This is a genomic window from Pseudotabrizicola sediminis (genome assembly GCF_004745575.1).
GTDB lineage: Bacteria > Pseudomonadota > Alphaproteobacteria > Rhodobacterales > Rhodobacteraceae > Pseudotabrizicola > Pseudotabrizicola sediminis.
Genome location: NZ_RPEM01000008.1, coordinates 185871 through 208031, shown reverse-complemented (window position 1 = coordinate 208031; position 22161 = coordinate 185871). Strand labels below are relative to the sequence as shown.

The following is a 22161-nucleotide window of genomic DNA, read 5'->3' as shown; positions in this document are numbered from 1 at the left end:
GGCGCAAGTTCAGCGCCATTGCAACGCCCTTTGTGACAAACGCAGCGGCATTTGCCGCAGCTTTGGTCACATTGTGCCACCAAATTGGGCAGGCGCAGGCGGGATGGGCAGCGCAAGGTAGGCATTTGCCGGAATGCGGACCAGCCCACGCAAGCCAAGCGTGTGGCGCTGATCGGCGGTCAGCGCCCGGATGGCCCCGGCCACGCAGTCAAACAGCACATCGGCCTGCGCGCCTTGAGCGGTGATCACGGGCAGGCCGGGCGTAGGGGCGGTCTGACCAAACACGCGCAGGCGGCGGGTGAAATTCTCATGCCGGGTCAGCAGGGACCAAGTCACCGCATCTATCGCGGCAACATCGGCCAGCCCCTCAACCACCGCAAGGGCGCTGGCGCGGTGCCCGCCGGTTTCAAGGCTGGGTGCCACGACAAGGCCAAGGTCATGAAAGTGCTGATAGACAGCAGCCCAACCCGATTGCGACAGGGCTTCGTTGATCGCCAGCCGAGCTGTGGCGAAGTCTGCCTCAGTGGCGCGCGAATCGTCGGCCCGTGCAATCAGGACGGACCGATAGTAACCGGGCGGGCAGCCCTTCACCCCATAATCCGGCGTGCCGATCAGCGTGACATGGGGATGCAGTTCCGCCCGGAACGGCAGGCCACAGGTCTGTGACAGCAGCAGGTCGGGCGAGGCCCATGCCGGCCAATAGGCTGCGTCGCCCCGTGTCAGCGCGTCTGGCGCGGCAATCCCCTGTGCCCGTGCCCCATCGCGGACAAGCGACCATAGCGCATCATTTGCCGCCACCATCGGCGGCAGGTCATACATGCCAAGCGAGGCGATCACGCCTTGGCCGCCCGCTGCCGCGCAAGGGCCGAATCCACATCCGTCAGCCCCAGCAGATTGGTCACCAGCCGCAGCAGCCGGTCTTCTTCGGCATCGCGCGCGCCGTCTGACAGGGCAACAGACCACAGCGCCTGCAACAGGCTGGCGCGGTCATCCTGCTCGGTCGCGGCCTTGATCGCACGGGTAAAGCGCACGGTGTCGGGGGCCTCGGCCTCCAGCACCTCGGCCTGCGTGCGCAGCCCGGCGGCGGCAAAGGGCGACAGGCCGTGCAAGGCTGCCAGAACCCGGTCGATCTGGGCGATCTCGATATCGGTGTACTGCCCGTCAGAGCGCGCAAGGCGCACCATCAGCGCAGCAAGGGCAAGGCGCGCATCCGGTTCGGGCAAGCGCGCAGGCGAAGGGGCCAGTAGGCCAGAGAGGAGACGTTCAAACATGGCGTAGAGATAGAACCTGCAAGCGGCCTCGGCAAGAAGCTCAGCTGGCGCAATACTCTTGCGACTTGGTCCAGCCCGCGATGTCAGACCGCTTCGATGCCGACCGGAACGGCCCCCAGTCGCGCCCGATGCCCTTGTTGCCGCCGCCCGCAACCACACCGTCACGCCCCACCTGTTTCGACATGATGCGGATTGCGCAGGCCAGATTGGCCTCGCCATTCTTCAGGTCCGTCGACGTCGTCGCGGCGCAGCCATAGGCGCGCGCCGTCTGTGGTGAGATCTGCATCAGCCCGATATAACGCCCGCCCGCACCCGAAGCCTTGGGGTTCCACGTGCTTTCATGTTTGGCGGTGGCCGACAGAAGGCCCGCCCAGAAGGCCCGGCGTTCGGTCATCGACGCGTCGTCATACCCGGGGCACCAGCCTTCGATATCGGCCGGAACCTTTGCCGCCAGCACCGCATCATTCGCGGCGATCACGTTCATCGAGGTCTGCGTCCATGCCGCCGCCTCGGGTCGGTGGTCCCACCGCATGACCGGTTGTTCGCTTGAGTCTTTTCCAGATGCTCCGGCCACGCAGCCGGCCAGAAGGAGTACCGAAACGGCAACAAGCGATAGGGGAAAACGCATCAGACCAACCATGGGCAGCACCGCACCTCTGTGCACGGCCCTGTGGCGTTAGGCTGTCTGACCCCTGTCAGGCAAGCCCACCCCCCGCCGATCGGCGTCAATCCGCCCGCGCCACCCCTTGCTCCACGGCGCTTCGCCGCCTAAAGACAATGGAAACGTGAAGGAGTGCGCCATGCTGGACCTGACCTATACCGCGCCGACCCCAAAGGTGATTGCCGGGGCAAAGCACGATTGGGAACTTGTCATCGGGATGGAAATTCATGCGCAGGTGTCGTCAAACGCCAAGCTGTTTTCCGGGGCGTCGACCACCTTTGGCGCCGAGCCTAATTCCAACGTGGCCTTTGTGGATGCCGCGATGCCGGGCATGCTGCCGGTGATCAACGACTTCTGCGTCGAACAGGCGGTGCGCACCGGGCTTGGGCTGAAAGCGCAGATCAACCTGTTCTCGGCCTTTGACCGCAAGAACTATTTCTACCCCGACCTTCCGCAGGGCTATCAGATCAGCCAGCTCTATCACCCCATCGTGGGTGAGGGCGAGGTGCTGGTCGAACTGTCGCCCGGTGTGGCTCGTCTGGTGCGGATCGAGCGGATCCACCTTGAGCAGGACGCGGGAAAATCCATCCACGACATGGACCCGGCAATGTCTTTCGTCGATCTCAACCGCACGGGCGTTGCGCTGATGGAAATCGTCAGCCGCCCCGACATCCGCGGGCCAGAGGAAGCGGCGGCATACGTCGCCAAGCTGCGCCAGATCCTGCGCTATCTGGGCACCTGCGACGGCAACATGCAGAACGGCAACCTGCGGGCGGACGTGAACGTATCGGTTTGCCGCCCCGGCCAGTATGAGAAGTATCAGGCCACGCAGGATTTCTCGCATCTGGGCACCCGGTGCGAGATCAAGAACATGAACTCGATGCGGTTCATCCAGCTGGCCATTGACTTTGAGGCCCGCCGCCAGATCGCCATTCTGGAAGATGGCGGCAAGGTCGATCAGGAAACGCGGCTCTATGACCCGGACAAGAACGAAACCCGCTCGATGCGGTCTAAGGAAGAGGCGTTCGATTATCGCTATTTCCCCGACCCCGACCTCTTGCCGCTGGAGATCGAGCAGGCTTGGGTCGATGACATCGCGGCCCGCATGCCCGAACTGCCCGATGCGAAAAAAGCCCGCTTCATGGGCGATTTCGGCCTGACCGATTACGATGCCAATGTGCTGACCGCCGACCTCGATTCCGCCGGTTTCTTCGAGTCGGTGGCACAAGGCCGTGACGGTAAAACCGCCGCCAACTGGGTGATCAACGAACTGTTTGGTCGCTTGAACAAGGTCGGCCTCGCCATTGCCGACAGCCCGGTCTCTGCCGCACAACTGGGCGGAATGCTTGACCTGCTGGCCAAGGGCGAGATCACCGGCAAGATGGCCAAGGACCTGTTCGAAATCCTGTGGACCGAAGGCGGCGACCCGGCTGAACAGGCTGCGAAGCACGGCATGAAGGCCGTGACGGATACGGGTGAGATTGAACGCGCGCTGGATGCGCTGATCGCTGCCAACCCCGGGCAGGTGGAAAAGGCCAAGCAGAATGCCAAGCTGGCAGGATGGTTCACAGGACAGGTGCTCAAAGCCACCGGGGGCAAGGCCAACCCCGCCGTCGTCAATGCGATGGTGGCGCAGAAACTGGGGCTGTGACAGTGACGGGCCGCTTCCGCGCGGCCCTTGGCCGTGATGATGCCTCGCTTCTGGCGCGGGCGCGCGGCGACGTGAAGATGGGGCTGGCGCTGAACCCGCCGGCCTGCCACGCCCCGCTGAACCGGGCGATTGCCGCGCTGGAACGGCTGCCGAATTCGCCTGAGGTGGCGACCCTGCTGGGCCGCGCCTTGCGGGCCAAGGCGCAGGTTCTGACCGGCAGACCTGCGCGTGACCTGCGGGCGCGGTCGGTGGCCAAACTGCGGGCGATGGTTGACGCGCCGCAGATCACCGCGACCGAGCGGGCCACGCTGTGGGCCGCGCTTGCCCAGGCCTGGCTGCCACTGCCAGAGGATGCGGGTGACCCGGACCTCAGCTATCGTCAGCTGATCCGCGCGCAAGAGGCACAGGCCGAGGCGTTGGTTGTACCCTCTGCCGCTGCGCATCTGGCCATGGCTGACATCCTGCTGGCCCTGTGCCACTCGCCACTGTGCCCCGACCCCCGCAGCCTTGCGACGACCCTGCGCCAGCACCTGCAGGCCGCGCGCAGCCTGGCCCCCGATTTTGAAGACGAAGCCACCGCCGATGCGCTGGAGACCGCCGTGCTGGCGCTGTTCACCGGGTCGCCAAAGATGGTCACCCGCTAGGGCTTGCGCCTTTGTCCCCGCCAGCTCCCAAATGGGGCCGCTGTGGCGCACCTGCCTGTGATGCCGAAAAAGTGCGCGCAAGGCTTGGTCCTTGCCGGAGAAACCGGCTATCGTGCAATCTGGAAATTCTGCGGGAGCCATCATGCAGCGCTTTGAATACAAGGTCATACCGGCACCAAAACGGGGTGAGAAGCTTCGCGGTGTCAAGACGACCGAAGACCGTTTCGCCCAGACGCTGACCCAGCTGATGAACAGCCTTGGGGCCGAAGGGTGGGACTATGTGCGCGCCGACACCTTGCCCTGTGACGAACGCGCGGGTCTGACCGGGACCAGAACAACTTATCAAAACATGCTGGTGTTCCGCCGGGTGGTCGAGGCTGCGGAGATGTCCGAACCCGCCGTCCCATTCGGCACCCTGCGCGCCACGCCCGATGCCGAGGCTCCGGCGCTGAAGCTCGGCTCCGCGCAGGTGCCGTCCGGCCCGGCCCCTGCAATTGGCGCGGCGAAGCCGGGTATCGCTGCGGAATGATCAGCCTGCCGCAGCAACTGCCTGCGGCAGCACCTCTTCCAGCACATCCAGCGCCGCATCGTCGCCAAGGCTGATGCGGATGCAGCGGTCCAGCGGGGCAACCCCCGGCATGCGGATGAACACCCCCCGCGCCACCGTCTCGCGCAGGATGGCGCGGGCGTGGTCGCCGCTCTGCCCGCAGTCTACGGTAACGAAATTGGTCGCTGAGGGCAGCGCGCGCAACCCGCTTGCCGCTGCGATGGCCGTGACACGGGCGCGGGCGGTGACCACGCGCTGCTGTACCTTTGCCAGCCAGTCCTGATCCTGCAAGGCAGCAAGCGCGCCGATCTGGGCCACGCGGCCCATTCCGAAATGATCCCGCACCTTGTCAAAGGCCTGCGCCAGGCCGGGCTCGGTGATGGCATAGCCCACCCGGGCCCCTGCCATGCCATAGCCTTTGGAAAAGGTGCGCAGGCGGATCACCTGAGGATGATCGGGCGGGATGTTCGGGATGCTGCCTTCGGGGGCCAGATCGGCATAAGCCTCGTCCAGCACCAGCAGGCTGTGGTCGGGCAGGTTGGCGACCATATCCTCGATCACCGCCGCCGGGTGATGGCTGCCCATCGGGTTGTCGGGGTTGGCCAGGTAGATCAGCCGCGCCCCGGTCTGGCGGGCGGCATCCAGCAGGGCTTGCGGGTCTTCATGATCGCCCCGGTAGGGCACGCGGTGCAGGGTGCCGCCAAAGCCTCTGACGTGGAAATTGAAGGTCGGGTAGGCCCCCAGCGACGTGACCACCGGCGTACCCGGTTCCAGCGTCAAGCGGCACAAAAGGCCCAGCAACCCGTCGATCCCACCACCGAGCACAAGATGCCCGGGTGTGACGCCGTGGTGGCGGGCAAGCGCCGCTTTGAGATCGTGGCTTTCGGGGTCGGCATACATCCAGACCTCCGACACCGCCGCCGTCATCGCGGCGATGGCGCGCGGGGAGGGACCGAACAGGCTTTCATTGGCCCCCAACCGGGCGCGGAAGGGGTGACCCTGCTGCCGCTCCATCGTCTCTGGCCCGGTGAAGGGGACGGTGGCGGGCAGGGTGGTGGCGAGGGGGGTCAGAAAGCGGGTCATGATTCCGGCAGAGTGGCCGGAATTGCGGCGGGGGGCAAGGGGGCTTCCCCCTGTGGTGCAGAGGGAGAGGCGCAATGATATCAACAGGTTGATTTGGCGCTTTAACGTGGTCTTAGCACTCTGGCCTCCGAAGCGCTCCGTGGCCGGGGTTGGAAAGGGGGGCTGTCTGCCCTCTTCGTCGCTTCGCCCCTCATCCCCCCGAGGATATTTGTGAACAGCTGAAAGCCAGCACTTTCATCTGTTCTTAAATATCCCCGCCGGAGGCTCCCCCGGCGGGCACATGTGTGCCGGTCAGCCGATTTCGGACAGGCGGGTCATGGCGGCGCGGAGTTTGGCGGCTTCATCCTCGCGTGCGTCGAGGTTGGTGCGGCATTCCTCAACCACATCTTCCGGGGCGGAGGCGACGAAGGCAGGGTTGTTCAGCCTGCCGTTCAGCCCGCCGATTTCCTTGGCCAGCTTGTCGAGGGTCTTTTGCAGCCGGGCCTTTTCCTCGGCGATGTCGATCACGCCTTCCAGAGGGATGGCGAAAGTGGCCCCTTCGGCGGCCACGGTGATAGCGCCTTTCGGCGCGGTGTCTGTACGGGTCAGGGTTTCGATCCGGGCGAGGCGGCGGATCAGCGGTTCGTTATTGGCCCATGCGGTCTGTGCTGCATCTGTCATCGCCGTGGCCACCAGATCGAGTTTCAGGCCCGCCGGCACGTGTACTTGCGTGCGGGCAGAGCGGATGTCGTCGATCAGGGTGGTGACCCATGTCATCTCTGCCATCGAGGGCGCGTCGATCAGGGTGGCGGGCAGGGCGGGCCAGTCGGTATGGACCAGCCGTTTTGCCCGCGTGCCGGTGGTGGACCACAGTTCTTCGGTGATAAACGGCATCATCGGGTGCAGCAGGATCATGGACTGATCCAGCACCCATGCCATGGTTTCCCGCGTCTCGTCCGCCTGTTCGCCATCGAACAGCGGCTTGGCGAATTCGACATACCAGTCGCAGACCTTGCCCCAGACGAATTTGTAAAGCGTGTCGGCGGCCTGATCGAAGCGGTAGTTTTCCAGCGCTTCGGAAACCTCAGACGCGGCTTTGGCGGTCTCGCCGATGATCCATTTGTTCACCGTGGCGCTGGCCTGTGGCGGCTGGGCCTGCGTGGCATGCCCTTCCCACACGCCGTTCATTTCGGCAAAGCGGCAGGCGTTCCACAGTTTGGTGCCGAAGTTGCGGTAGCCTGCGATGCGCGCGGTATCCAGTTTCAGCACGCCACCAAGCGAGGCCATGGCGGCATTGGCAAACCGCAAAGCGTCGGCGCCGTATTCGTCGATGATCTCCAGCGGGTCGATGACGTTGCCCAGGGATTTCGACATCTTCTTGCCCTTGGCGTCGCGGACGAGGCCGTGCAGGTAAACGGTCCTGAACGGCACATCGTCCACAACAGCCAACTGCATCATCATCATCCGGGCGACCCAGAAGAAGATGATGTCCTGCCCGGTGATCAGGGTGGAGGTGGGGAAATACCGTTGCAATTCCGGGGTCTGCTCCGGCCAGCCCAGCGTGCCGATGGGCCAGAGGCCGGAGGAGAACCATGTGTCGAGCACGTCGGGGTCACGAGAAAGAAAAATTGTATCTGAACCAATGATAAACAGCGATTGGCGACGATGCTCATCCAAGAACTGATGATCTTCAACGAAACTGACTTTGGTAGTCCCGCCATAATATGCCTCGGCAAGCCGCTGAGCTTCCGCTTTGGTGGATGCACAGAACGCTCTGGTTCTAACACCAGCCTCAGAAAAGCGATCCCCCCCAGCATCGGCTTCATTAGTTACATCGTCTCTATCCGGCCCATACCACACCGGAATCTGATGCCCCCACCACAACTGGCGGCTGATGCACCATGGTTCGATGTTTTCCAGCCAGTGGTAATAGGTTTTCTCGCCCGATTCCGGGATGATGCGGGTTTTGCCGGTGCGCACCGCGTCCAGCGCGGGGCCGACGATTTTCGCCGTGTCGACAAACCATTGGTCGGTCAGCATCGGCTCGATCACCACTTTCGAGCGGTCGCCGAAGGGCTGCATGATCTTTTTCGCCTCGACCACCGGCTCGCGGGTCAGGTGTTCACTGCCGGTTTCGGGGTCGATCTGTTTGACCAGCGTGGTGACGGACAGGCCGATGGCGTTGATGTCGGCGATCACCTGTTTGCGCGCCTCGAACCGATCAAGGCCACGGTACTTTTCGGGGACGAGGTTGAGGCTGTCGACTTCCACCTCGGACGTGGGCGCGCCAGCCGCGATCTCGCGGGCGCGGGCGACGGCTTCGGCATAGGGCGCGCCGTCGGTGCGCATCGCGCCGCGCGTGTCCATCAGGCGGTAGCAGGGCAGGTTTGCGCGTTTGGCCACGCCGTAGTCGTTGAAGTCATGCGCGCCGGTGATCTTCACGGCTCCGCTCCCAAAGGTCGGGTCGGGGTAGTCATCGGCAATGATCGGGATCAGGCGGTCACACAGCGGCAGGTGGACCATCTTGCCGACGATGGGCGCATAGCGTGCGTCTGACGGGTGGACGGCAACGGCACCGTCGCCCAGCATGGTTTCGGGCCGGGTGGTGGCGATGGAGATATAGTCGCGGGTTTCGCGCAAGGTGACTGCGCCGTTTTCGTCTTTCTCGACGTAGTCATAGGTTTCCCCGCCTGCCAGACGGTATTTGAAGTGCCACATATGGCCCGCGACTTCGATGTTTTCGACTTCGAGGTCGGAGATGGCGGTTTCAAAATGCGGGTCCCAGTTCACCAGCCGTTTGCCGCGGTAGATCAGGCCCTTGTGGTACATCTCCACAAACACCTTGATCACGGCGTCGTGGAAATTGCCTTCTTCGCCCGCTGGCGCATTCGGCGCGCCCGACATGGTAAAGGCCTCGCGGTCCCAGTCGCAGCTTGCCCCAAGGCGTTGCAGCTGGCCGATGATGGTGCCGCGCGAGGATCGCTTTTGCTCCCAGACCTTGAGGGTGAAGGCGTCGCGCCCGATGTCGCGACGGCTGGGTTCGCCGTTTTTTGCCATCTCGCGTTCGGTCACCATTTGCGTCGCGATCCCGGCATGGTCGGTGCCGGGTTGCCAGAGCGTGTCGTCACCCTTCATCCGGTGCCAGCGGGTCAGGATATCCTGCAGGGTGTTGTTGAAGGCATGGCCCATGTGCAGGCTGCCGGTGACATTGGGCGGCGGGATCATGACGGAAAAGGCAGGGTGGCCGGGTTTGGCATTGGCCCCGGCGCGGAAGGCATTTTCCGAGAGCCAGAGCGCGGAGATCCGGGCCTCGGCCTCGGCGGCGTTGAAGGTCTTTTCCATCGGCATGGGCATTATCCTCTGCGGTTGCAGGGGACTTAGCGAATATGGGGGCAAAGGCCAAGGGGGTCAGGGCGGGCCGACGAGGCCGAACGTCGCGCCGTGTGGGTCGGCGGCGTAGCAGACGAAGGCCCCGCCGGGCACTTCCATCGGGCCATGCAATGTGGTGCCGCCCCCGCTGGCGATGCGCGCCATGGCGGCGGCGATGCTGTCGGTGCCGAAGATCGGCAGCCAATGCGGCGGGATGCCGGGTTGCGACAGGGGCATCAGGCCGCCAATGTCGCCATGCGGCAGACAGACCATCTGGTAGATGCCCTCGGCACCCATGTCCATCGCCTGACCGGCGGTCCAGCCGAGCAACGTGGTGTAGAAGGTCAGGGCGGCGGCGGGGTCGGAGGTTTGCAGCTCGTGCCAGTTGGCGTGCCCGACCTGCATCGAGAGGGAATAGGCCGTGCCGGGCTGGCCGTCTTCGGGCTGCATCAGGCCGAAGACCGCGCCTTGAGGGTCGGTCACAATGGCGAACCGCCCTGTGCCGGGCACATCTTCCGGCGCGCGGTGGATGGCACCGCCGAGGGCGGTGACGCGGGCAGCGGTGGCGTCGCAGTCATCCACCGCGAAATAGACCATCCAGAACTCGGGCATCGGCGTGTCCGGCCCCATCAGCCCTGCCGTCATCGCATCGCCCTTGGTGGCCACGGTGTAGGCAAACCCCGGCACGCCGGAGTCCTTGAACTGCCAGTCCATCACCGGGCCGTAAAACGCGGTGGAGGCGGGGATCTCTGACGCGGTGAGTTCATACCAGAATGGCAGGCCCTGCACGGTCATGCTGCTTCCCCCTTGATCAGAACCGGGACGAAACCGCCATAAACCATGCGTTTGCCGTCAAAGGGCATGTCGGCCATGTCTTCAGGCGACATCGCGGTTTCCATCGCTTTGTAGGCCGCGTTGCGGGTGTCCTTGTCGGGCCAGGTCATCCAGGCGATGACCACGGTTTCCCCGTCCTGCAGATCGACCGAGCGCAGGAAATCGGTCTGTTTGCCGGGGGGCACGTCATCGCCCCAGCCAACGACCAAGGAAAGCGCGCCGAGTTTGTGGAACTCGGACCACCACTTTGCCTCATGTGCGATGTAGTCGTCGCGGCGGCTGGTGGGAACGGGAATGACAAAGGCATCAAGATAAGTCATCTGAGTCTCCATTTGCGTCTTGCCGGGTCAGGCTGGCAAGGGTAGTTACAAAAAGCAACGAAAAGTTATCTGACGTGACCGAAACCCGCCGAAGCTATGACGAAGGCTGCATCGCCGCCCATGCGCTGGATCTGATCGGCGACCGTTGGGCGCTGCTGGTGGTGCGGGAACTGATGCTGGGCCCGCGCCGCTTTGGCGCGGTCCGCGAAGGCCTGCCGGGGATCAGTGCCAATATCCTGACCCGGCGGCTGGAGGATCTGGAGGCGTTGGGTATCATCGCGCGGGAGCAATTGCCCGATCCGGTGCGGGTGCAGCTGTACAAACTGACCGAAGCGGGGCACGGCCTGTGGCCGGTGCTGCGCGCGCTGTGCCGCTGGGGGGCGGGGATGCCCGGGCATGACCCGCGCCTGTTCATCAGCCCCACCGCGCTGATGCTGTCCATGCGGGCCTTGTGCGCGCGGGACCGGGCGGGGGAGCATCAGGTGGCCATGGTGCTGGGCGCAGACCGGTTTGTGATCAGCACCGCGCCGGGGCAGTTCCGGGTGGAGCGCGGCATAGCCGACGCGGCCCTGCGGTTTGAGGGGGGCACCAACGCGCTGGCGGCAGCGATCTATGGGCCGGCACCGCTGCTGCAGAGCGCGCAGGGGATGATCCGGTTTGACGGCGATCTGGTGGCGGGGCAGGCGTTTGTCGATCTGTTTGCCCTGCGGCCAGAGGGCTGAGGCCTGCGACCTGGGGCGCGGTCAGAATGCCCTGTCGATCTTGGTGCTCAGGTGGATCAGGCTTTCGGACGAGTGCACGCCTGTCATCGCGCCGATCTGGTCGAGCACCTGATCGAGCACCTGGGTGTTGGGGCAGGCGATCTGCAACAAGAGGTCCACCCGGCCAGAGGTGGTGAACACCCGCTCCACCTCGGAAATCGACTTCAGCCGGGTCAGCAGGGCGGCCTGCGTGCGCGGCTCGATCGTCAGCAGCACGGTGGCGCGCAGGCGATTGGGGTCGGCCCCTTCGCCCAGTTTCAGGGTGTAGCCGGCGATGGTGCCATTGTCTTCCAGCCGTTCCAGCCGGGCCTGAATGGTGGACCGGGCGACCTTGAGTCGCCGGGCCAGCATGGCCAGCGACAGCCGCGCATCGGCCCGCAAAAGGGCGATGATGTTGCGATCCAGATCATCCATACGATTTGACCGATGATTTCGTCATAATGACGGCCCCAGACTCCGAATTTGTAGTTTTGTTCGGTGCGAATGTGCCTCATATGCCCCATCCTACGTTGCAGGAAAAGGGCGGTTCATACGCACCTGGCCTGGTTTTAGATAAACCACGCTGGTGCCCGGCCCCGTTCACTGCAACGGTCAAGGGCTATGCGTCTTGTTGGCAGGAAAGGAAACTGCAATGGGACTCTCGAAGACGATCTGGACAAATCCAACCGAATTTCTGCGTGTTGAACAGCCCGAGAACCCGGTGCTGTTCTTTGCCCCCACTGTGGTGCAGGCGGCAGCGCGACGGTTCATCGATGGCTTTCCGGGCATGGTGACCTATGCCGTCAAGTCCAACCCCAGCGACGAGATGATCGAAAACCTGTCTGCGGCCGGTGTGCGCGGTTATGACTGTGCGTCCGGGTTCGAAATTGACCTGATCCGCCGCCTGGCCCCCGATGCGGCCATCCATTACAACAACCCGGTCCGCGCGCGGCACGAGATTGCCTATGCGGTGACGCGCGGAGTGACATCCTACAGCGTTGATTCGCGGTCGGAACTGGACAAGCTGATCGAGATGGTCCCGGCTGAGGGCACCGAGATTTCGGTGCGCTTCAAGCTGCCGGTGGCGGGTGCTGCCTATAACTTCGGGGCCAAGTTCGGGGCGACGGCAGAAGTGGCCGTGGACCTGCTGAAACTTGTGGCCGAGGCCGGGTTTATCCCGTCGATCACCTTCCACCCGGGCACGCAATGCACCGATCCGGCGGCGTGGGAAGCCTATATCCTTGAGGCGGCAGAGATCGCACGCAAGGCGGGTGTGACCATTGCACGGCTGAACGTGGGCGGCGGCTTCCCGAACCACCGCTTGCATGGCGTGATGCCGCAGCTGGAGGAAACCTTTGCGCTGATTGACCGGGTGGCAACCGAGGCTTTTGGCACCGACCGCCCGCTGCTGATCTGCGAGCCGGGGCGTGCCCTTTGCGGCGATGCCTTTACACTGGCGGCCCGGGTCAAGGCCGTGCGCGACGACAGCCACATCTTCCTGAACGATGGCGTCTACGGCACGCTGACCGAACTGCCGCTGATCGGCGTGATCGACCGCATGGAAGTGCTGTCGGGGACCGGCGAAAAGCGGGTGGGCGAAGAGGTGCCGCGCATCATCTTTGGCCCAACCTGCGATTCGGTGGACCGTCTGCCGGGCGATATTCCGCTGCCGGGTGACATTGCCGAGGGCGATTTCGTGATCGTGCATGGCATGGGGGCCTATTCCACCGTGACCAACTCGCGGTTCAACGGTTTTGGTGATCTTAGCGTGGCCACGGTGCTGTCGCTCAAATCCTGACCCTGCCTGCGTCTGAACTGCAGGACGCCCCCGGCTGGACAAATCCAGCCGGGGGCGTAACTCTTTGTGCGGCAGGCAAAGGGGTTTGGCATGAGCATTTTCGGCAAGGCGCAGGGCACGGGACGGCATGAAGATCTGCGGTTCCTGACCGGGCAGGGGCGCTATGTGGATGACATGGCACCTGCGGGGGCGCTGCACGCGCTGTTCCTGCGGTCGGATCATGCGCATGGGGTGATCACGGCGCTGGATCTGGAGGCGGCGCGCGATGTGCCGGGTGTGCATCTGGTGCTGGACGCAACTGGGCTGGAGGCGCTGGGCGTCACGCTGGGCATGAAGGGCGCACGGCTGCGCAATGCCGATGGCAGCATGGGTGCGGGGCCGGAACGGCCGGTGCTGGCGCGGGACAGGGTGCGGTTTGTCGGTGAGGCGGTGGTGATGATCGTCGCCGAGACGATGGCCGCAGCGCAGGACGCAGCGGAGCTGGTGGCGCTGGAGGTGGAGGGGCTGCCGGTTGCACTGGCCGTGGCACCGGGCGGATCGGCGGTGCACCCCGAGGCACCAGAAAACCGCGCCTATGACTGGAAGATCGGCGACCATGCGGCGGTGGAGGCGGCGTTTGCCGCGGCTGCGCACCGGGTGACGCTGGAGGTGATCCACAACCGCATCATCGTGAACGCGATGGAGCCGCGCGGCTGCTTTGCCGAATGGCAGGCTGGCCGGCTGCATCTGTGCGTCAATGGGCAAGGGGTGTGGAACCAGCGCAACGAACTGGCGCGGATGCTGGGGTTGGGGCGTGAGGCTGTGCGGGTCACCAACCCCGATGTGGGCGGTGGCTTTGGCATGAAGGCGATGACTTATCCGGAATATGTCTGCGTGGCGGCGGCGGCGCGCGCGCTGGGCCAGCCGGTACGCTGGATCGCCACACGCGGCGAATCGATGCTTACCGACAATGCCGGGCGCGATCTGGTGGCGACGGCCGAGCTGGCCTTTGATGCCGGTCTGCGGATCACAGGGTACCGCGTTAATCTGGTGTCCAACCTTGGGGCCTATAACTCGCAATTCGGGCAACCCATTCAGTCGGAGCTGTTTTCCAAAGTGCTGACCGGCGTGTATGATATTGAGGCGGCGCATCTGCGGGCGGTGGGGGTCTATACCAACACCACGCCGGTCGATGCCTATCGCGGGGCGGGGCGGCCAGAGGCGATTCTGACGATTGAACGCGCGATGGATGAGGCGGCGCGCGTGCTGGGCGTGGACCCGTTCGAGTTGCGGATGCGCAATTTCATCATGGATTTCCCCTATCGCAGCGCGACCGGAGAGCTGATCGACGTGGGAGATTTCCCCCGCGTGCTGACCCGCGCGCGGGATATGGCGGATGTGGCGGGCTTTGCCGCCCGTCGGGATGCCAGCGCCGCACGCGGTATGCTGCGCGGCATCGGGCTTGCGACTTATATCGAAAGCATTCTGGGCGACCCGGAGGAAACCGCGCGGCTGGTGCTGGACGCGGATGGCGGGGCCACGCTGTATGTCGGCACCCAGTCAAACGGGCAGGGGCATGAAACCACCTATGCCCGCATGGTGGCAGACTGGACCGGGCTGCCGGAACATTCGGTGCGGATCGTGCAGGGCGACAGTGACGCCATTGCCAGGGGCGGCGGCACCGGTGGGTCGCGGTCGGTGACGGTGCAGGGCACGGCGATGCGGGCGACCGTGCGCACGATGGTGGCCGGGTTCACCGCGTTTCTGGCCGAGGAATGGGGGGTGGAGGAGGTGAGCTTTGACGGCGCCACCTTTGGCGCAGAGGGCAGCAACATGCGGCTGACGCTGGCCGAGGCCGCCGATCTGGCAAGGGCGCGCGGGCGTGCGGATCTGCTTGATATCAGCCAGACCACCACGCTGGACGGGCGCAGCTACCCAAACGGCGCGCATATCGCCGAGGTCGAGGTGGACCCCGAAACCGGCGCTCTGGTGATGGACCGCTATACGGTGGTCGATGATTTCGGCACGCTGATCGCGCCCGATCTGGCGATCGGGCAGGTGCATGGCGGGGTGGCGCAGGGCTATGGTCAGGCGGTGTGCGAGGCCGGGATCTATGACGATCAGGGCCAGCTGCTGGCGGCCAGCTTCATGGATTACGCGATGCCGCGCGCGGGCGACCTGCCGATGTTCGGCTTTGCCAGCGAGCCGGTGCCGTCGATCATGAACCCGCTTGGCATGAAAGGCTGCGGTGAGGCGGGAACGGTCGGCGCATTGGGCGCAATTTCCAACGCGGTGCGCGACGCGCTTGCACCGCGCGGGGTCAATCGGGTGGACATGCCGTTTACGCCACAGCGGATCTGGCATTGGCTGAAGGAGGCGGAAGACGTCGCTTTTTGACCGCATAAGGCATTGGTTCCGCCCGCATCCGGTGGTGGAAACCGAAAGCACCGCGCCCCCCGCAGGGCCGGGGCGCGGTGTGGTGGATCACATCATCATTCTGGATGGCACAATGTCATCGCTTTTGCCGGGGAAGGAAACCAACGCCGGGCTGGCCTTTCACCTGCTGAGCGCGCCGACCCCCGGCCAGCGGCGGCGGCTGTATTACGAACCTGGCCTGCAGTGGGAAGGCTGGGCCAGTCTGGGCGGCGTGGCGCAGGGGCGGGGCCTCAACCGGCAGATCCGGCGAGCCTATGGCTGGCTGGCCAGCCAGTACCGGCCCGGTGACCGGATTTTCCTGCTGGGCTATTCGCGCGGGGCCTTTGCCGTGCGGTCGCTTGCGGGGGTGATCGACCAGATCGGCCTGCTGCGCCACAGTCATGCCACCGAGCGGAATGTGACGCTGGCCTACCGCCACTACAGGACCGGCCCGCAAAGCCGGGCGGCACAGGCGTTTGCGCAGGACACTTGCCACCCATCGGCCCCGATCGAGATGGTGGGGGTCTGGGATACGGTCAAGGCGCTGGGCCTGCGCCTGCCGCTGTTGTGGATGCTGACCGACCGGCATCATGCGTTTCACAGCCATCGTCTGGGCGCGTCGGTCCGGCATGGGTTCCATGCGCTGGCACTGCACGAGACGCGGGCGGTGTTCGCGCCGGTGCTGTGGGACTGTCCCGAGGGTTGGCAGGGCAATGTCGAACAGGTCTGGTTTGCCGGGGCGCATGCCGATGTCGGCGGTCAGGTCGGCGGCTTTGCGGCGGCACGGCCCCTGGCCAATCTTCCGCTGGTCTGGATGCTGGACCGGGCCGAGACTTGCGGTCTGGCGCTGCCGGATGGCTGGCGCGCGCGGTTCCCCGGCAACCCGCAGGCCCCGATGGTCGGCACGTGGCGCAGTTGGGGCAAGCTGTTCCTGCTGCGCCGCCGCCGGGTAGTGGGGCGCGACCGCAGCGAAAAGCTGCACCCCAGTGTTGGGGAACGGCAGGAGACGCGGGCAGGCCTGTTGGTTGCAATGCGCAGCGCAAGGGACTGGCGTTAAGACCTCCCCCACGAGCGGGGGGAGGTGCTTTTTGTGGCGATGGGCGGGCGAAGGGCCGGCGGGGCCGCGGTTTAGCGGTTGCGCACGTCGACATAGGCGCGGTGCGCTTCGCCGATATACAGCTGGCGCGGGCGACCGATTTTCTGACCCTTGTCGCCGATCATCTCTTTCCACTGCGAGATCCAGCCGACGGTGCGCGAGATCGCGAAGATCGGGGTGAACATCGAGGTGGGGAAGCCCATCGCCTCAAGAATGATGCCCGAGTAGAAATCGACGTTGGGATAGAGCTTTTTCGAGATGAAATACTCATCCGACAGAGCGATACGCTCCAGCTCTTTGGCGACTTGCAGCAGCGGGTTGTTCTCCACCCCCAGCAGGCCAAGCACCTCATCCGCAGATTCCTTCATCACCGTCGCGCGCGGGTCGAAGTTCTTATAGACGCGGTGGCCAAAGCCCATCAGGCGGAAGCCGGAATCCTTGTCCTTGGCCCTGGCCACGAATTCAGGAATGCGGTCAACTGTGCCGATTTCTTTCAGCATTTCCAGGCAGGCCTGATTGGCACCGCCATGCGCCGGCCCCCAGAGGCAGGCGATGCCGGCGGCGATGCAGGCGAACGGGTTGGCCCCCGACGAGCCTGCCAGACGCACGGTGGAGGTGGAGGCGTTCTGTTCATGATCGGCGTGCAGCATCATGATCCGGTCCATCGCCTTGGCGAGGATCGGGTTGACCACATAATCCTCGGCCGGGATGCCAAAGCACATGTGCAGGAAGTTTCCGGCGTAATCGAGGCTGTTTTTCGGGTACACGAAGGGCTGGCCGACAGAATACTTGTATGCCATCGCCGCAATCGTCGGCAGCTTGGCGATCATGCGGATCGCCGCAACCTCACGCTGCCACGGGTCATTGATATCGGTGGAGTCGTGGTAGAAGGCTGCCATGGCCCCGACCACACCGACCATCGTGGCCATCGGGTGGGCATCACGGCGGAAGCCCCGGAAGAAGTAGTGCATTTGTTCATGCACCATGGTGTGATGGGTCACACGGTGTTCGAAATCGGCAAGCTGTGCGGCGGTCGGCAGTTCGCCGTAGAGAAGCAGGTAGCAGACTTCGAGGTAATGCGAATGTTCTGCCAACTCTTCGATCGAGTACCCGCGGTGCAGCAATTCGCCCTTGTCGCCATCGATATAGGTGATCGCGCTTTCGCAGGCGGCAGTCGAGGTAAAACCGGGGTCGAAGGTGAACACATCCGCCTCGGCATAGAGCTTGCGGATGTCGAGCACATCTGGGCCAAGCGTCGGGGAATGGATCGGCAGGTCAAAGGACTTGCCGTCCAGCGTCAATGTCGCGGTCTTTTTCGTCTCGGCCATCTTTCACATCCCTCTTTCTCGCCCCGCCGGACCGTCCCGGATGGTGGCGCATTCCGTTTGTGGAGACAGGGCGCAGCCGGGTCAGGCCGCGGCGTCCTGCAACCGCGCAATCGTTTCCGTCTGACCGATGACCAGCATCATGTCATAAACACTTGGGGTGGCACTGCGCCCGGCAAGGGCGGCACGCAAGGGTGCGGCCAGTTTTCCGAAACCGATGCCATGGGCCGTGGCAACCTCAGTCAGAATGGACTCAAGCCCGTCTTTCGTCCAGCTAGCATTTTGCAGGCGCAGCGTCAATTCTTTCAGTATACCACGGGATACATCATCCAGAGCCTTGGTCGCTGCCTCATCCACATCGACCGGGCGGGAGATCAGGGCAAAGTGCGCTTTATCAAGCAGTTCCGGGAAGGTCTTCGCGCGGTCTTTCACACAATACATGGCAGCCGACAGCAGGTCGCGCTGCCCTTGCGTCAGCGCAGGGAGGTCTGCGGCGGCCAGATAGCCTTCCACCTCATGCAGCAGCGCAGCATCATCGCTGCGCGCCATGTGCCAGCCGCAGGTTGATTCCAGCTTCTTGAAATCCAGCCGGGCGGGGCTGCGCCCGATTCCCTCCAGCCCGAACATCTCCAGCGCCTGTTCGGTGGTGAACACCTCGGCATCGCCCTGTGCCCAGCCCAGCCGGGTCAGGTAATTGCGCATTCCGGCGGCAGGATAGCCCTGCGCCTGATAATCGCCGACTGCCGTGGCACCATGGCGTTTGGACAGTTTCTTGCCATCCGGCCCGTGGATCAGCGGGATATGCGCCCAGACCGGCACCGGCCAATTCATCGCATCATAAACCATCTGCTGGCGGGCGGCATTGTTCAGATGGTCGTCGCCACGAATGACATGCGTGACTCCCATGTCGTGATCATCGACCACGACAGCCAGCATGTAGGTCGGGGTGCCATCAGAGCGCAGGACGATCATGTCGTCCAGTTGATCGTTGCGAACCGTAACGATTCCCTGAACGGTGTCTGATATTTTCGTCTCGCCCGTCCGGGGGGCCTTCATGCGGATGGCATAGGGAGCATCGGGGCAGGTGGCCGGGTCGGCATCGCGCCAGGGGCTTTGAAACACGGCATAGCTGGCACCCGTCGCCTCTTTCGCGGCGCGGAAGGCGGCGATTTCCTCCTGGGTGGAGAAACACTTGTAGGCGGTGCCGCGTTCCAGCATTTCGTGCGCCACCTGCGCATGGCGGTCTCGCTGGTCAAACTGGCTGACCGCCTCGCCGTCCCAGTCCAGCCCCAGCCACGTCAGGCCCTGCAAGATGGCCGCCGTGGCCTTGGGGGTGGAGCGGTCGCGGTCGGTATCCTCGATCCGCAGCAGGAATTTTCCGCCCCGACCGCGCGCGAACAGCCAGTTGAACAGCGCGGTGCGCGCGCCGCCGATGTGCAGATAGCCGGTGGGGGAAGGGGCGAAGCGGGTGACGACGGGGACGGACATTGGAGTTAACCTTTCGGAAACCATCTGGGCGGTAGGCTTGGCCCGGTTCTAGGCGGTGAAGGGGCGGGAAACAAGGTGGCGGTCCTGACTGGCTGGCTGGCCCGGCCCTTTGTGGCGGTGGCCATGGCGCGGGGCACGCTGTTTCCCTGGGTGCCGCTGTTCATGGGCGTGGGCGTCGCGGGCTGGTTTTCGTTGCCGTCGGAGCCGGGGCTGGCGGTTTATGCCGCGGCGGCGGCGGTGCTTGCGCTGGCCATCTGCCTGCGGCTGCTGGCACCTGATGTGCTGCACCCTTGGGGAATCGCCATGGGTGCGGTGGCCGTGGGTGTGCTGGCCTGCGGATTGCGGGTGCAGGTGGTGCAGGCCCCGATGCTGGAGTTCCGGTATTACGGCCCGGTGACCGGGCGGGTGGTCTGGATCGACCGCAGCCAGTCTGATGCCCTGCGCATCACGCTGGACAGGGTGCAGCTGGACCGGGTGGCACCGGAACGTCTGCCCGATCAGGTGCGCATCGCCCTGAGGGGCAAGACCCCCGGCCATGTGCCGTTTCCCGGTGAGGTGGTGATGACCACCGCCCATCTGGCCGCCCCCAATGGCCCGGTGGAGCCGGGAAGTTTCGACTTTCGCCGCATGGCGTTTTTTGACGGGCTGGGGGCGGTGGGCTATACGACTGCGCCGGTCATGTTGTGGTCGGTGCCAGAGCCGGGGGCGCGCCCGGTGGATCAGATGCGCAGTGCCCTTGCCAATGCGATGCGCGAAGCCATGCCAAGTCAGGCCGGGGCCTATGCGGCGGGCGCGATGACCGGCGACCGGTCTGGCATCACCGAAGAGACGGTCAAGGCGTTGCGTGACAGCTCGCTGGCGCATCTGCTGGCGATCTCGGGGATGAACTTGGCTTTTCTGATCGCCTTTGTGTTCGGGCTGTTCCGCTACGGTCTGGCACTGATCCCTTATGTGGCGCTGCGGGTGAACAGCAAGAAGGTGGCGGCGCTGGCGTCGCTGGGGGTGGCTGCGTTCTATCTGGCGCTGTCGGGGGCCAATGTGGCGACGGAACGCGCCTTCATCATGGTGTCTGTCATGCTGGGCGCGGTGCTGCTGGACCGTAAGGCGCTGACCCTGCGGTCGGTGGCGATTGCCGGGGTGATCTTGCTGGCGTGGAAGCCCGAAAGTCTGCTGGAGCCCGGGTTTCAGATGTCATTCGCCGCCACGGTGGCCCTGATCGCGGGGTTTCGCGAAGTGGATCAACGGGTGGTGGCCGGTCGCCTGCCCCGCTGGGCCATGCCGGTGTTCACGTTGGTATTGTCGAGTGTGATCGGCGGTTTTGCCACTGCGCCCTATGCGGCGGCGACGTTCAACCGCTATGCCGATTACGGGCTGATCGCCAACCTGTTGACCGTGCCGGTGATGGGATCGGTGGTGATGCCGGCAGGTGCTGTGGCGGCGCTGCTGGCCCCGTTCGGGCTGGCCGCCCCGGCGCTGTGGGTGATGGAGCGGGGGAGCGCGTGGATCCTGTGGGTCGCGCATTGGGTGGCCGGGTGGGACGGATCGGTCACCGCGATTCCGTCGCCCGGGCCATGGGTTATCCCTTTGGTGACGCTTGCCGGGTCCTGGTTCATCCTGTGGCGCGGTTGGGTGCGGGCCCTGTCGCTTGGACCTGCGGTGCTGGCGCTGGCGTTGTGGGTCGGGGTGGAACGGCCTTTGGTGCTGATTTCAGCCGATGGCGGGCTGGTGGGTGTGCTGGGGCCCGAGGGGCGGGCGCTGTCGGCACCGCGCGGGGCGGGGTTTGCCGCGCAGAACTGGCTGGCAAATGATGGTGATCTGACCGCGCAAGAAGATGCGGCGGCGCGGCCGGGAATGGCGGGCGCAGCGGGCGCCCGGCAGTTTCAAGCGGGCGGCGTGACCGGCGTTGCGCTGAAGGGCAAGGGGGCAGCCGACCGGCTGGCAGCGGCCTGCGCGCAGGCCGATCTGGTGGTGATTTCGGTGCCGGTGGACCAGCCGCCCGATGGCTGTCTGGTGCTGGATGAGGTGTTGCTGAGCCACGCGGGCGGGCTGGCGCTGTATCCCGACGGGCAGGGTTTGCGGGTGGTGGCCGCTTCGGCCAACCGGCGGGCTTGGTCATCGCCGCGCCGGGCTGACGGACTGGTGGAGGTGATCCGGCCCCGCGCGCTGCAGGGGGCAGTGGCAGCGCGTCAGTAGCTGCGGATCAGCCCGACGAGCCGGCCCTGCACCTTGACCTGATGGTCAGGCAGCATGCGGGTTTCATAGGCGGGGTTTGCCGCCTCCAGCGCGATCATGTTGCCCTTGCGGCGAAAGCGTTTCAGCGTCGCCTCGGCATCATCCACCAGCGCCACCACGATATCGCCATTTTCGGCCGTGGATTGTTCGCGGATCACCACGATGTCGCCATCGTTGATCCCGGCCTCGATCATCGAGTCGCCCTTGACCTCCAGCGCGTAGTGGTTGCCCTGTCCCGAAAGCATCGACCCCGGAACGGCGATGTGATGCGACACTTCGGAAATCGCCTCGATCGGGACACCGGCAGCGATGCGACCCATAACGGGAAGCTCCATCGCGTGAACCGCCTCGACCATCATCGCACCGCGTGGCGGGGCGGCGGGCCTGTCGCCTTCGATCACGCGCGGGGTGAAGGCGGGTTTTTCCGCGACATCCGGCATCTTGATGATTTCCAGCGCGCGGGCCCGGTGTGCCAGACGGCGGATGAAGCCGCGTTCTTCCAACGCGGTGATCAGCCGGTGGATGCCGGATTTCGACCGCAGATCCAGGGCATCCTTCATTTCGTCAAAAGACGGCGGCACGCCGTCAACATCCATGCGGAGCTTGATGAAATTCAGAAGTTCCAGCTGTTTGCGCGTAAGCATGCCCCACCCTGATCTGTATTCGTTAACGCTATGTTCTGCCCGTGTTCCCTGTTTGTGTCAAGAAAAAAAGGGTTGCGCAATCATG

The 22161-nt window shown here is 64.7% G+C and carries 19 protein-coding genes; 8 read left to right on the top strand and 11 right to left on the bottom strand.

Translation table 11 applies throughout. The features are described from left to right. Positions 1-66: 66 nt before the first annotated feature. Genes EEB11_RS13370 through EEB11_RS13360 form a run of 3 tightly spaced genes read right to left on the bottom strand, consistent with a single transcriptional unit; the run spans position 67 to position 1803 of the window. Positions 67-837 carry a phosphate/phosphite/phosphonate ABC transporter substrate-binding protein gene (locus EEB11_RS13370; protein ID WP_135432101.1) on the bottom strand — a complete coding sequence of 257 codons (771 nt, stop codon included), beginning with the start codon at positions 835-837 and terminating at the stop codon, positions 67-69. Beyond that, complete coding sequence (locus EEB11_RS13365; protein ID WP_135432100.1) at positions 834-1271, bottom strand: tellurite resistance TerB family protein; 438 nt, start codon at positions 1269-1271, stop codon at positions 834-836. Before EEB11_RS13365 ends, EEB11_RS13370 begins: the two co-directional genes overlap by 4 nt. A 40-nt stretch (positions 1272-1311) precedes the next feature. Further along, on the bottom strand, positions 1312-1803 hold the full coding sequence (locus tag EEB11_RS13360; RefSeq protein WP_354002101.1) for a transglycosylase SLT domain-containing protein: 492 nt from the start codon (positions 1801-1803) through the stop codon (positions 1312-1314). A 268-nt stretch (positions 1804-2071) separates the two neighbouring features. On the opposite strand from EEB11_RS13360, the gene gatB reads away from it, so the two are divergent. From gatB to EEB11_RS13345, 3 genes are all read left to right on the top strand, one after another. Beyond that, on the top strand, positions 2072-3583 hold the full coding sequence (gene gatB / locus EEB11_RS13355; protein ID WP_135432098.1) for an Asp-tRNA(Asn)/Glu-tRNA(Gln) amidotransferase subunit GatB: 1512 nt from the start codon (positions 2072-2074) through the stop codon (positions 3581-3583). Between the two features lie 2 nt (positions 3584-3585). Beyond that, complete coding sequence (locus tag EEB11_RS13350) at positions 3586-4227, top strand: hypothetical protein (RefSeq protein ID WP_135432097.1); 642 nt, start codon at positions 3586-3588, stop codon at positions 4225-4227. 142 nt (positions 4228-4369) lie between these two features. Beyond that, on the top strand, positions 4370-4756 hold the full coding sequence (locus EEB11_RS13345; RefSeq protein ID WP_135432096.1) for a DUF4177 domain-containing protein: 387 nt from the start codon (positions 4370-4372) through the stop codon (positions 4754-4756). On the opposite strand, the gene EEB11_RS13340 is transcribed toward EEB11_RS13345, so the two are convergent. The 4 genes from EEB11_RS13340 to EEB11_RS13325 form a co-directional block, all read right to left on the bottom strand. Next, positions 4757-5857, bottom strand: coding sequence for a pyridoxal phosphate-dependent aminotransferase (locus EEB11_RS13340; protein ID WP_135432095.1), 1101 nt, complete (start codon positions 5855-5857; stop codon positions 4757-4759). Positions 5858-6148: 291 nt separating this feature from the next. Next, positions 6149-9184, bottom strand: coding sequence for a valine--tRNA ligase (locus tag EEB11_RS13335; RefSeq protein ID WP_135432094.1), 3036 nt, complete (start codon positions 9182-9184; stop codon positions 6149-6151). Between the two features lie 60 nt (positions 9185-9244). Then, on the bottom strand, positions 9245-10000 hold the full coding sequence (locus EEB11_RS13330; protein ID WP_135432093.1) for a VOC family protein: 756 nt from the start codon (positions 9998-10000) through the stop codon (positions 9245-9247). Then, positions 9997-10359, bottom strand: a complete 363-nt coding sequence (locus tag EEB11_RS13325) for a DUF1428 domain-containing protein (RefSeq protein ID WP_135432092.1) — start codon at positions 10357-10359, stop codon at positions 9997-9999. The genes EEB11_RS13330 and EEB11_RS13325 overlap by 4 nt, the downstream gene beginning before the upstream one ends. A 74-nt stretch (positions 10360-10433) precedes the next feature. Here EEB11_RS13325 and EEB11_RS13320 point away from each other — a divergent pair, with 74 nt between their 5' ends. After that, positions 10434-11081: a winged helix-turn-helix transcriptional regulator gene (locus tag EEB11_RS13320; RefSeq protein WP_245298904.1), complete on the top strand. Its 648-nt coding sequence runs from the start codon at positions 10434-10436 to the stop codon at positions 11079-11081. Between the two features lie 21 nt (positions 11082-11102). Here the strand turns inward: EEB11_RS13320 and EEB11_RS13315 are convergent, their stop codons facing one another. Then, entirely contained in the window at positions 11103-11534 is a 432-nt protein-coding gene (locus tag EEB11_RS13315; protein WP_135432090.1) for an Lrp/AsnC family transcriptional regulator, read from the bottom strand. A 217-nt stretch (positions 11535-11751) separates the two neighbouring features. On the opposite strand from EEB11_RS13315, the gene EEB11_RS13310 reads away from it, so the two are divergent. From EEB11_RS13310 to EEB11_RS13300, 3 genes are all read left to right on the top strand, one after another. Then, a complete protein-coding gene (locus tag EEB11_RS13310) occupies positions 11752-12897 on the top strand; it encodes a type III PLP-dependent enzyme (protein ID WP_135432089.1) in 1146 nt (381 codons plus the stop codon). Between the two features lie 90 nt (positions 12898-12987). Then, complete coding sequence (locus EEB11_RS13305; protein ID WP_135432088.1) at positions 12988-15273, top strand: xanthine dehydrogenase family protein molybdopterin-binding subunit; 2286 nt, start codon at positions 12988-12990, stop codon at positions 15271-15273. Positions 15274-15307: 34 nt separating this feature from the next. Next, positions 15308-16348 carry a T6SS phospholipase effector Tle1-like catalytic domain-containing protein gene (locus EEB11_RS13300; protein ID WP_354002100.1) on the top strand — a complete coding sequence of 347 codons (1041 nt, stop codon included), beginning with the start codon at positions 15308-15310 and terminating at the stop codon, positions 16346-16348. A gap of 71 nt (positions 16349-16419) precedes the next feature. Here EEB11_RS13300 and EEB11_RS13295 read toward each other — a convergent pair whose 3' ends face one another. Then, positions 16420-17715: a citrate synthase gene (locus EEB11_RS13295; protein ID WP_135432087.1), complete on the bottom strand. Its 1296-nt coding sequence runs from the start codon at positions 17713-17715 to the stop codon at positions 16420-16422. Positions 17716-17796: 81 nt separating this feature from the next. After that, positions 17797-19200: a glutamate--tRNA ligase gene (gene gltX, locus EEB11_RS13290; RefSeq protein WP_135432086.1), complete on the bottom strand. Its 1404-nt coding sequence runs from the start codon at positions 19198-19200 to the stop codon at positions 17797-17799. 75 nt (positions 19201-19275) lie between these two features. Here gltX and EEB11_RS13285 point away from each other — a divergent pair, with 75 nt between their 5' ends. Beyond that, entirely contained in the window at positions 19276-21393 is a 2118-nt protein-coding gene (locus EEB11_RS13285) for a ComEC/Rec2 family competence protein (RefSeq protein WP_245298902.1), read from the top strand. On the opposite strand, the gene lexA is transcribed toward EEB11_RS13285, so the two are convergent. Beyond that, positions 21387-22076, bottom strand: a complete 690-nt coding sequence (lexA, locus tag EEB11_RS13280) for a transcriptional repressor LexA (RefSeq protein ID WP_135432085.1) — start codon at positions 22074-22076, stop codon at positions 21387-21389. The two genes, EEB11_RS13285 and lexA, sit on opposite strands and share 7 nt — an antisense overlap. Positions 22077-22161 lie beyond the last annotated feature (85 nt).

What these genes read in the sequence shown, in the direction of transcription:
- gltX (WP_135432086.1), bottom strand. Translation starts at nt 19,200, where the DNA reads ATGTCCGTCCCCGTCGTCACCCGCTTCGCCCCTTCCCCCACCGGCTAT.
- EEB11_RS13360 (WP_354002101.1), bottom strand. Translation starts at nt 1,803, where the DNA reads ATGCGGTGGGACCACCGACCCGAGGCGGCGGCATGGACGCAGACCTCG.
- EEB11_RS13340 (WP_135432095.1), bottom strand. Translation starts at nt 5,857, where the DNA reads ATGACCCGCTTTCTGACCCCCCTCGCCACCACCCTGCCCGCCACCGTC.
- EEB11_RS13315 (WP_135432090.1), bottom strand. Translation starts at nt 11,534, where the DNA reads ATGGATGATCTGGATCGCAACATCATCGCCCTTTTGCGGGCCGATGCG.
- EEB11_RS13330 (WP_135432093.1), bottom strand. Translation starts at nt 10,000, where the DNA reads ATGACCGTGCAGGGCCTGCCATTCTGGTATGAACTCACCGCGTCAGAG.
- EEB11_RS13295 (WP_135432087.1), bottom strand. Translation starts at nt 17,715, where the DNA reads ATGGCCGAGACGAAAAAGACCGCGACATTGACGCTGGACGGCAAGTCC.
- gatB (WP_135432098.1), top strand. Translation starts at nt 2,072, where the DNA reads ATGCTGGACCTGACCTATACCGCGCCGACCCCAAAGGTGATTGCCGGG.
- EEB11_RS13365 (WP_135432100.1), bottom strand. Translation starts at nt 1,271, where the DNA reads ATGTTTGAACGTCTCCTCTCTGGCCTACTGGCCCCTTCGCCTGCGCGC.
- EEB11_RS13345 (WP_135432096.1), top strand. Translation starts at nt 4,370, where the DNA reads ATGCAGCGCTTTGAATACAAGGTCATACCGGCACCAAAACGGGGTGAG.
- EEB11_RS13335 (WP_135432094.1), bottom strand. Translation starts at nt 9,184, where the DNA reads ATGCCGATGGAAAAGACCTTCAACGCCGCCGAGGCCGAGGCCCGGATC.
- EEB11_RS13305 (WP_135432088.1), top strand. Translation starts at nt 12,988, where the DNA reads ATGAGCATTTTCGGCAAGGCGCAGGGCACGGGACGGCATGAAGATCTG.
- EEB11_RS13310 (WP_135432089.1), top strand. Translation starts at nt 11,752, where the DNA reads ATGGGACTCTCGAAGACGATCTGGACAAATCCAACCGAATTTCTGCGT.
- EEB11_RS13325 (WP_135432092.1), bottom strand. Translation starts at nt 10,359, where the DNA reads ATGACTTATCTTGATGCCTTTGTCATTCCCGTTCCCACCAGCCGCCGC.
- lexA (WP_135432085.1), bottom strand. Translation starts at nt 22,076, where the DNA reads ATGCTTACGCGCAAACAGCTGGAACTTCTGAATTTCATCAAGCTCCGC.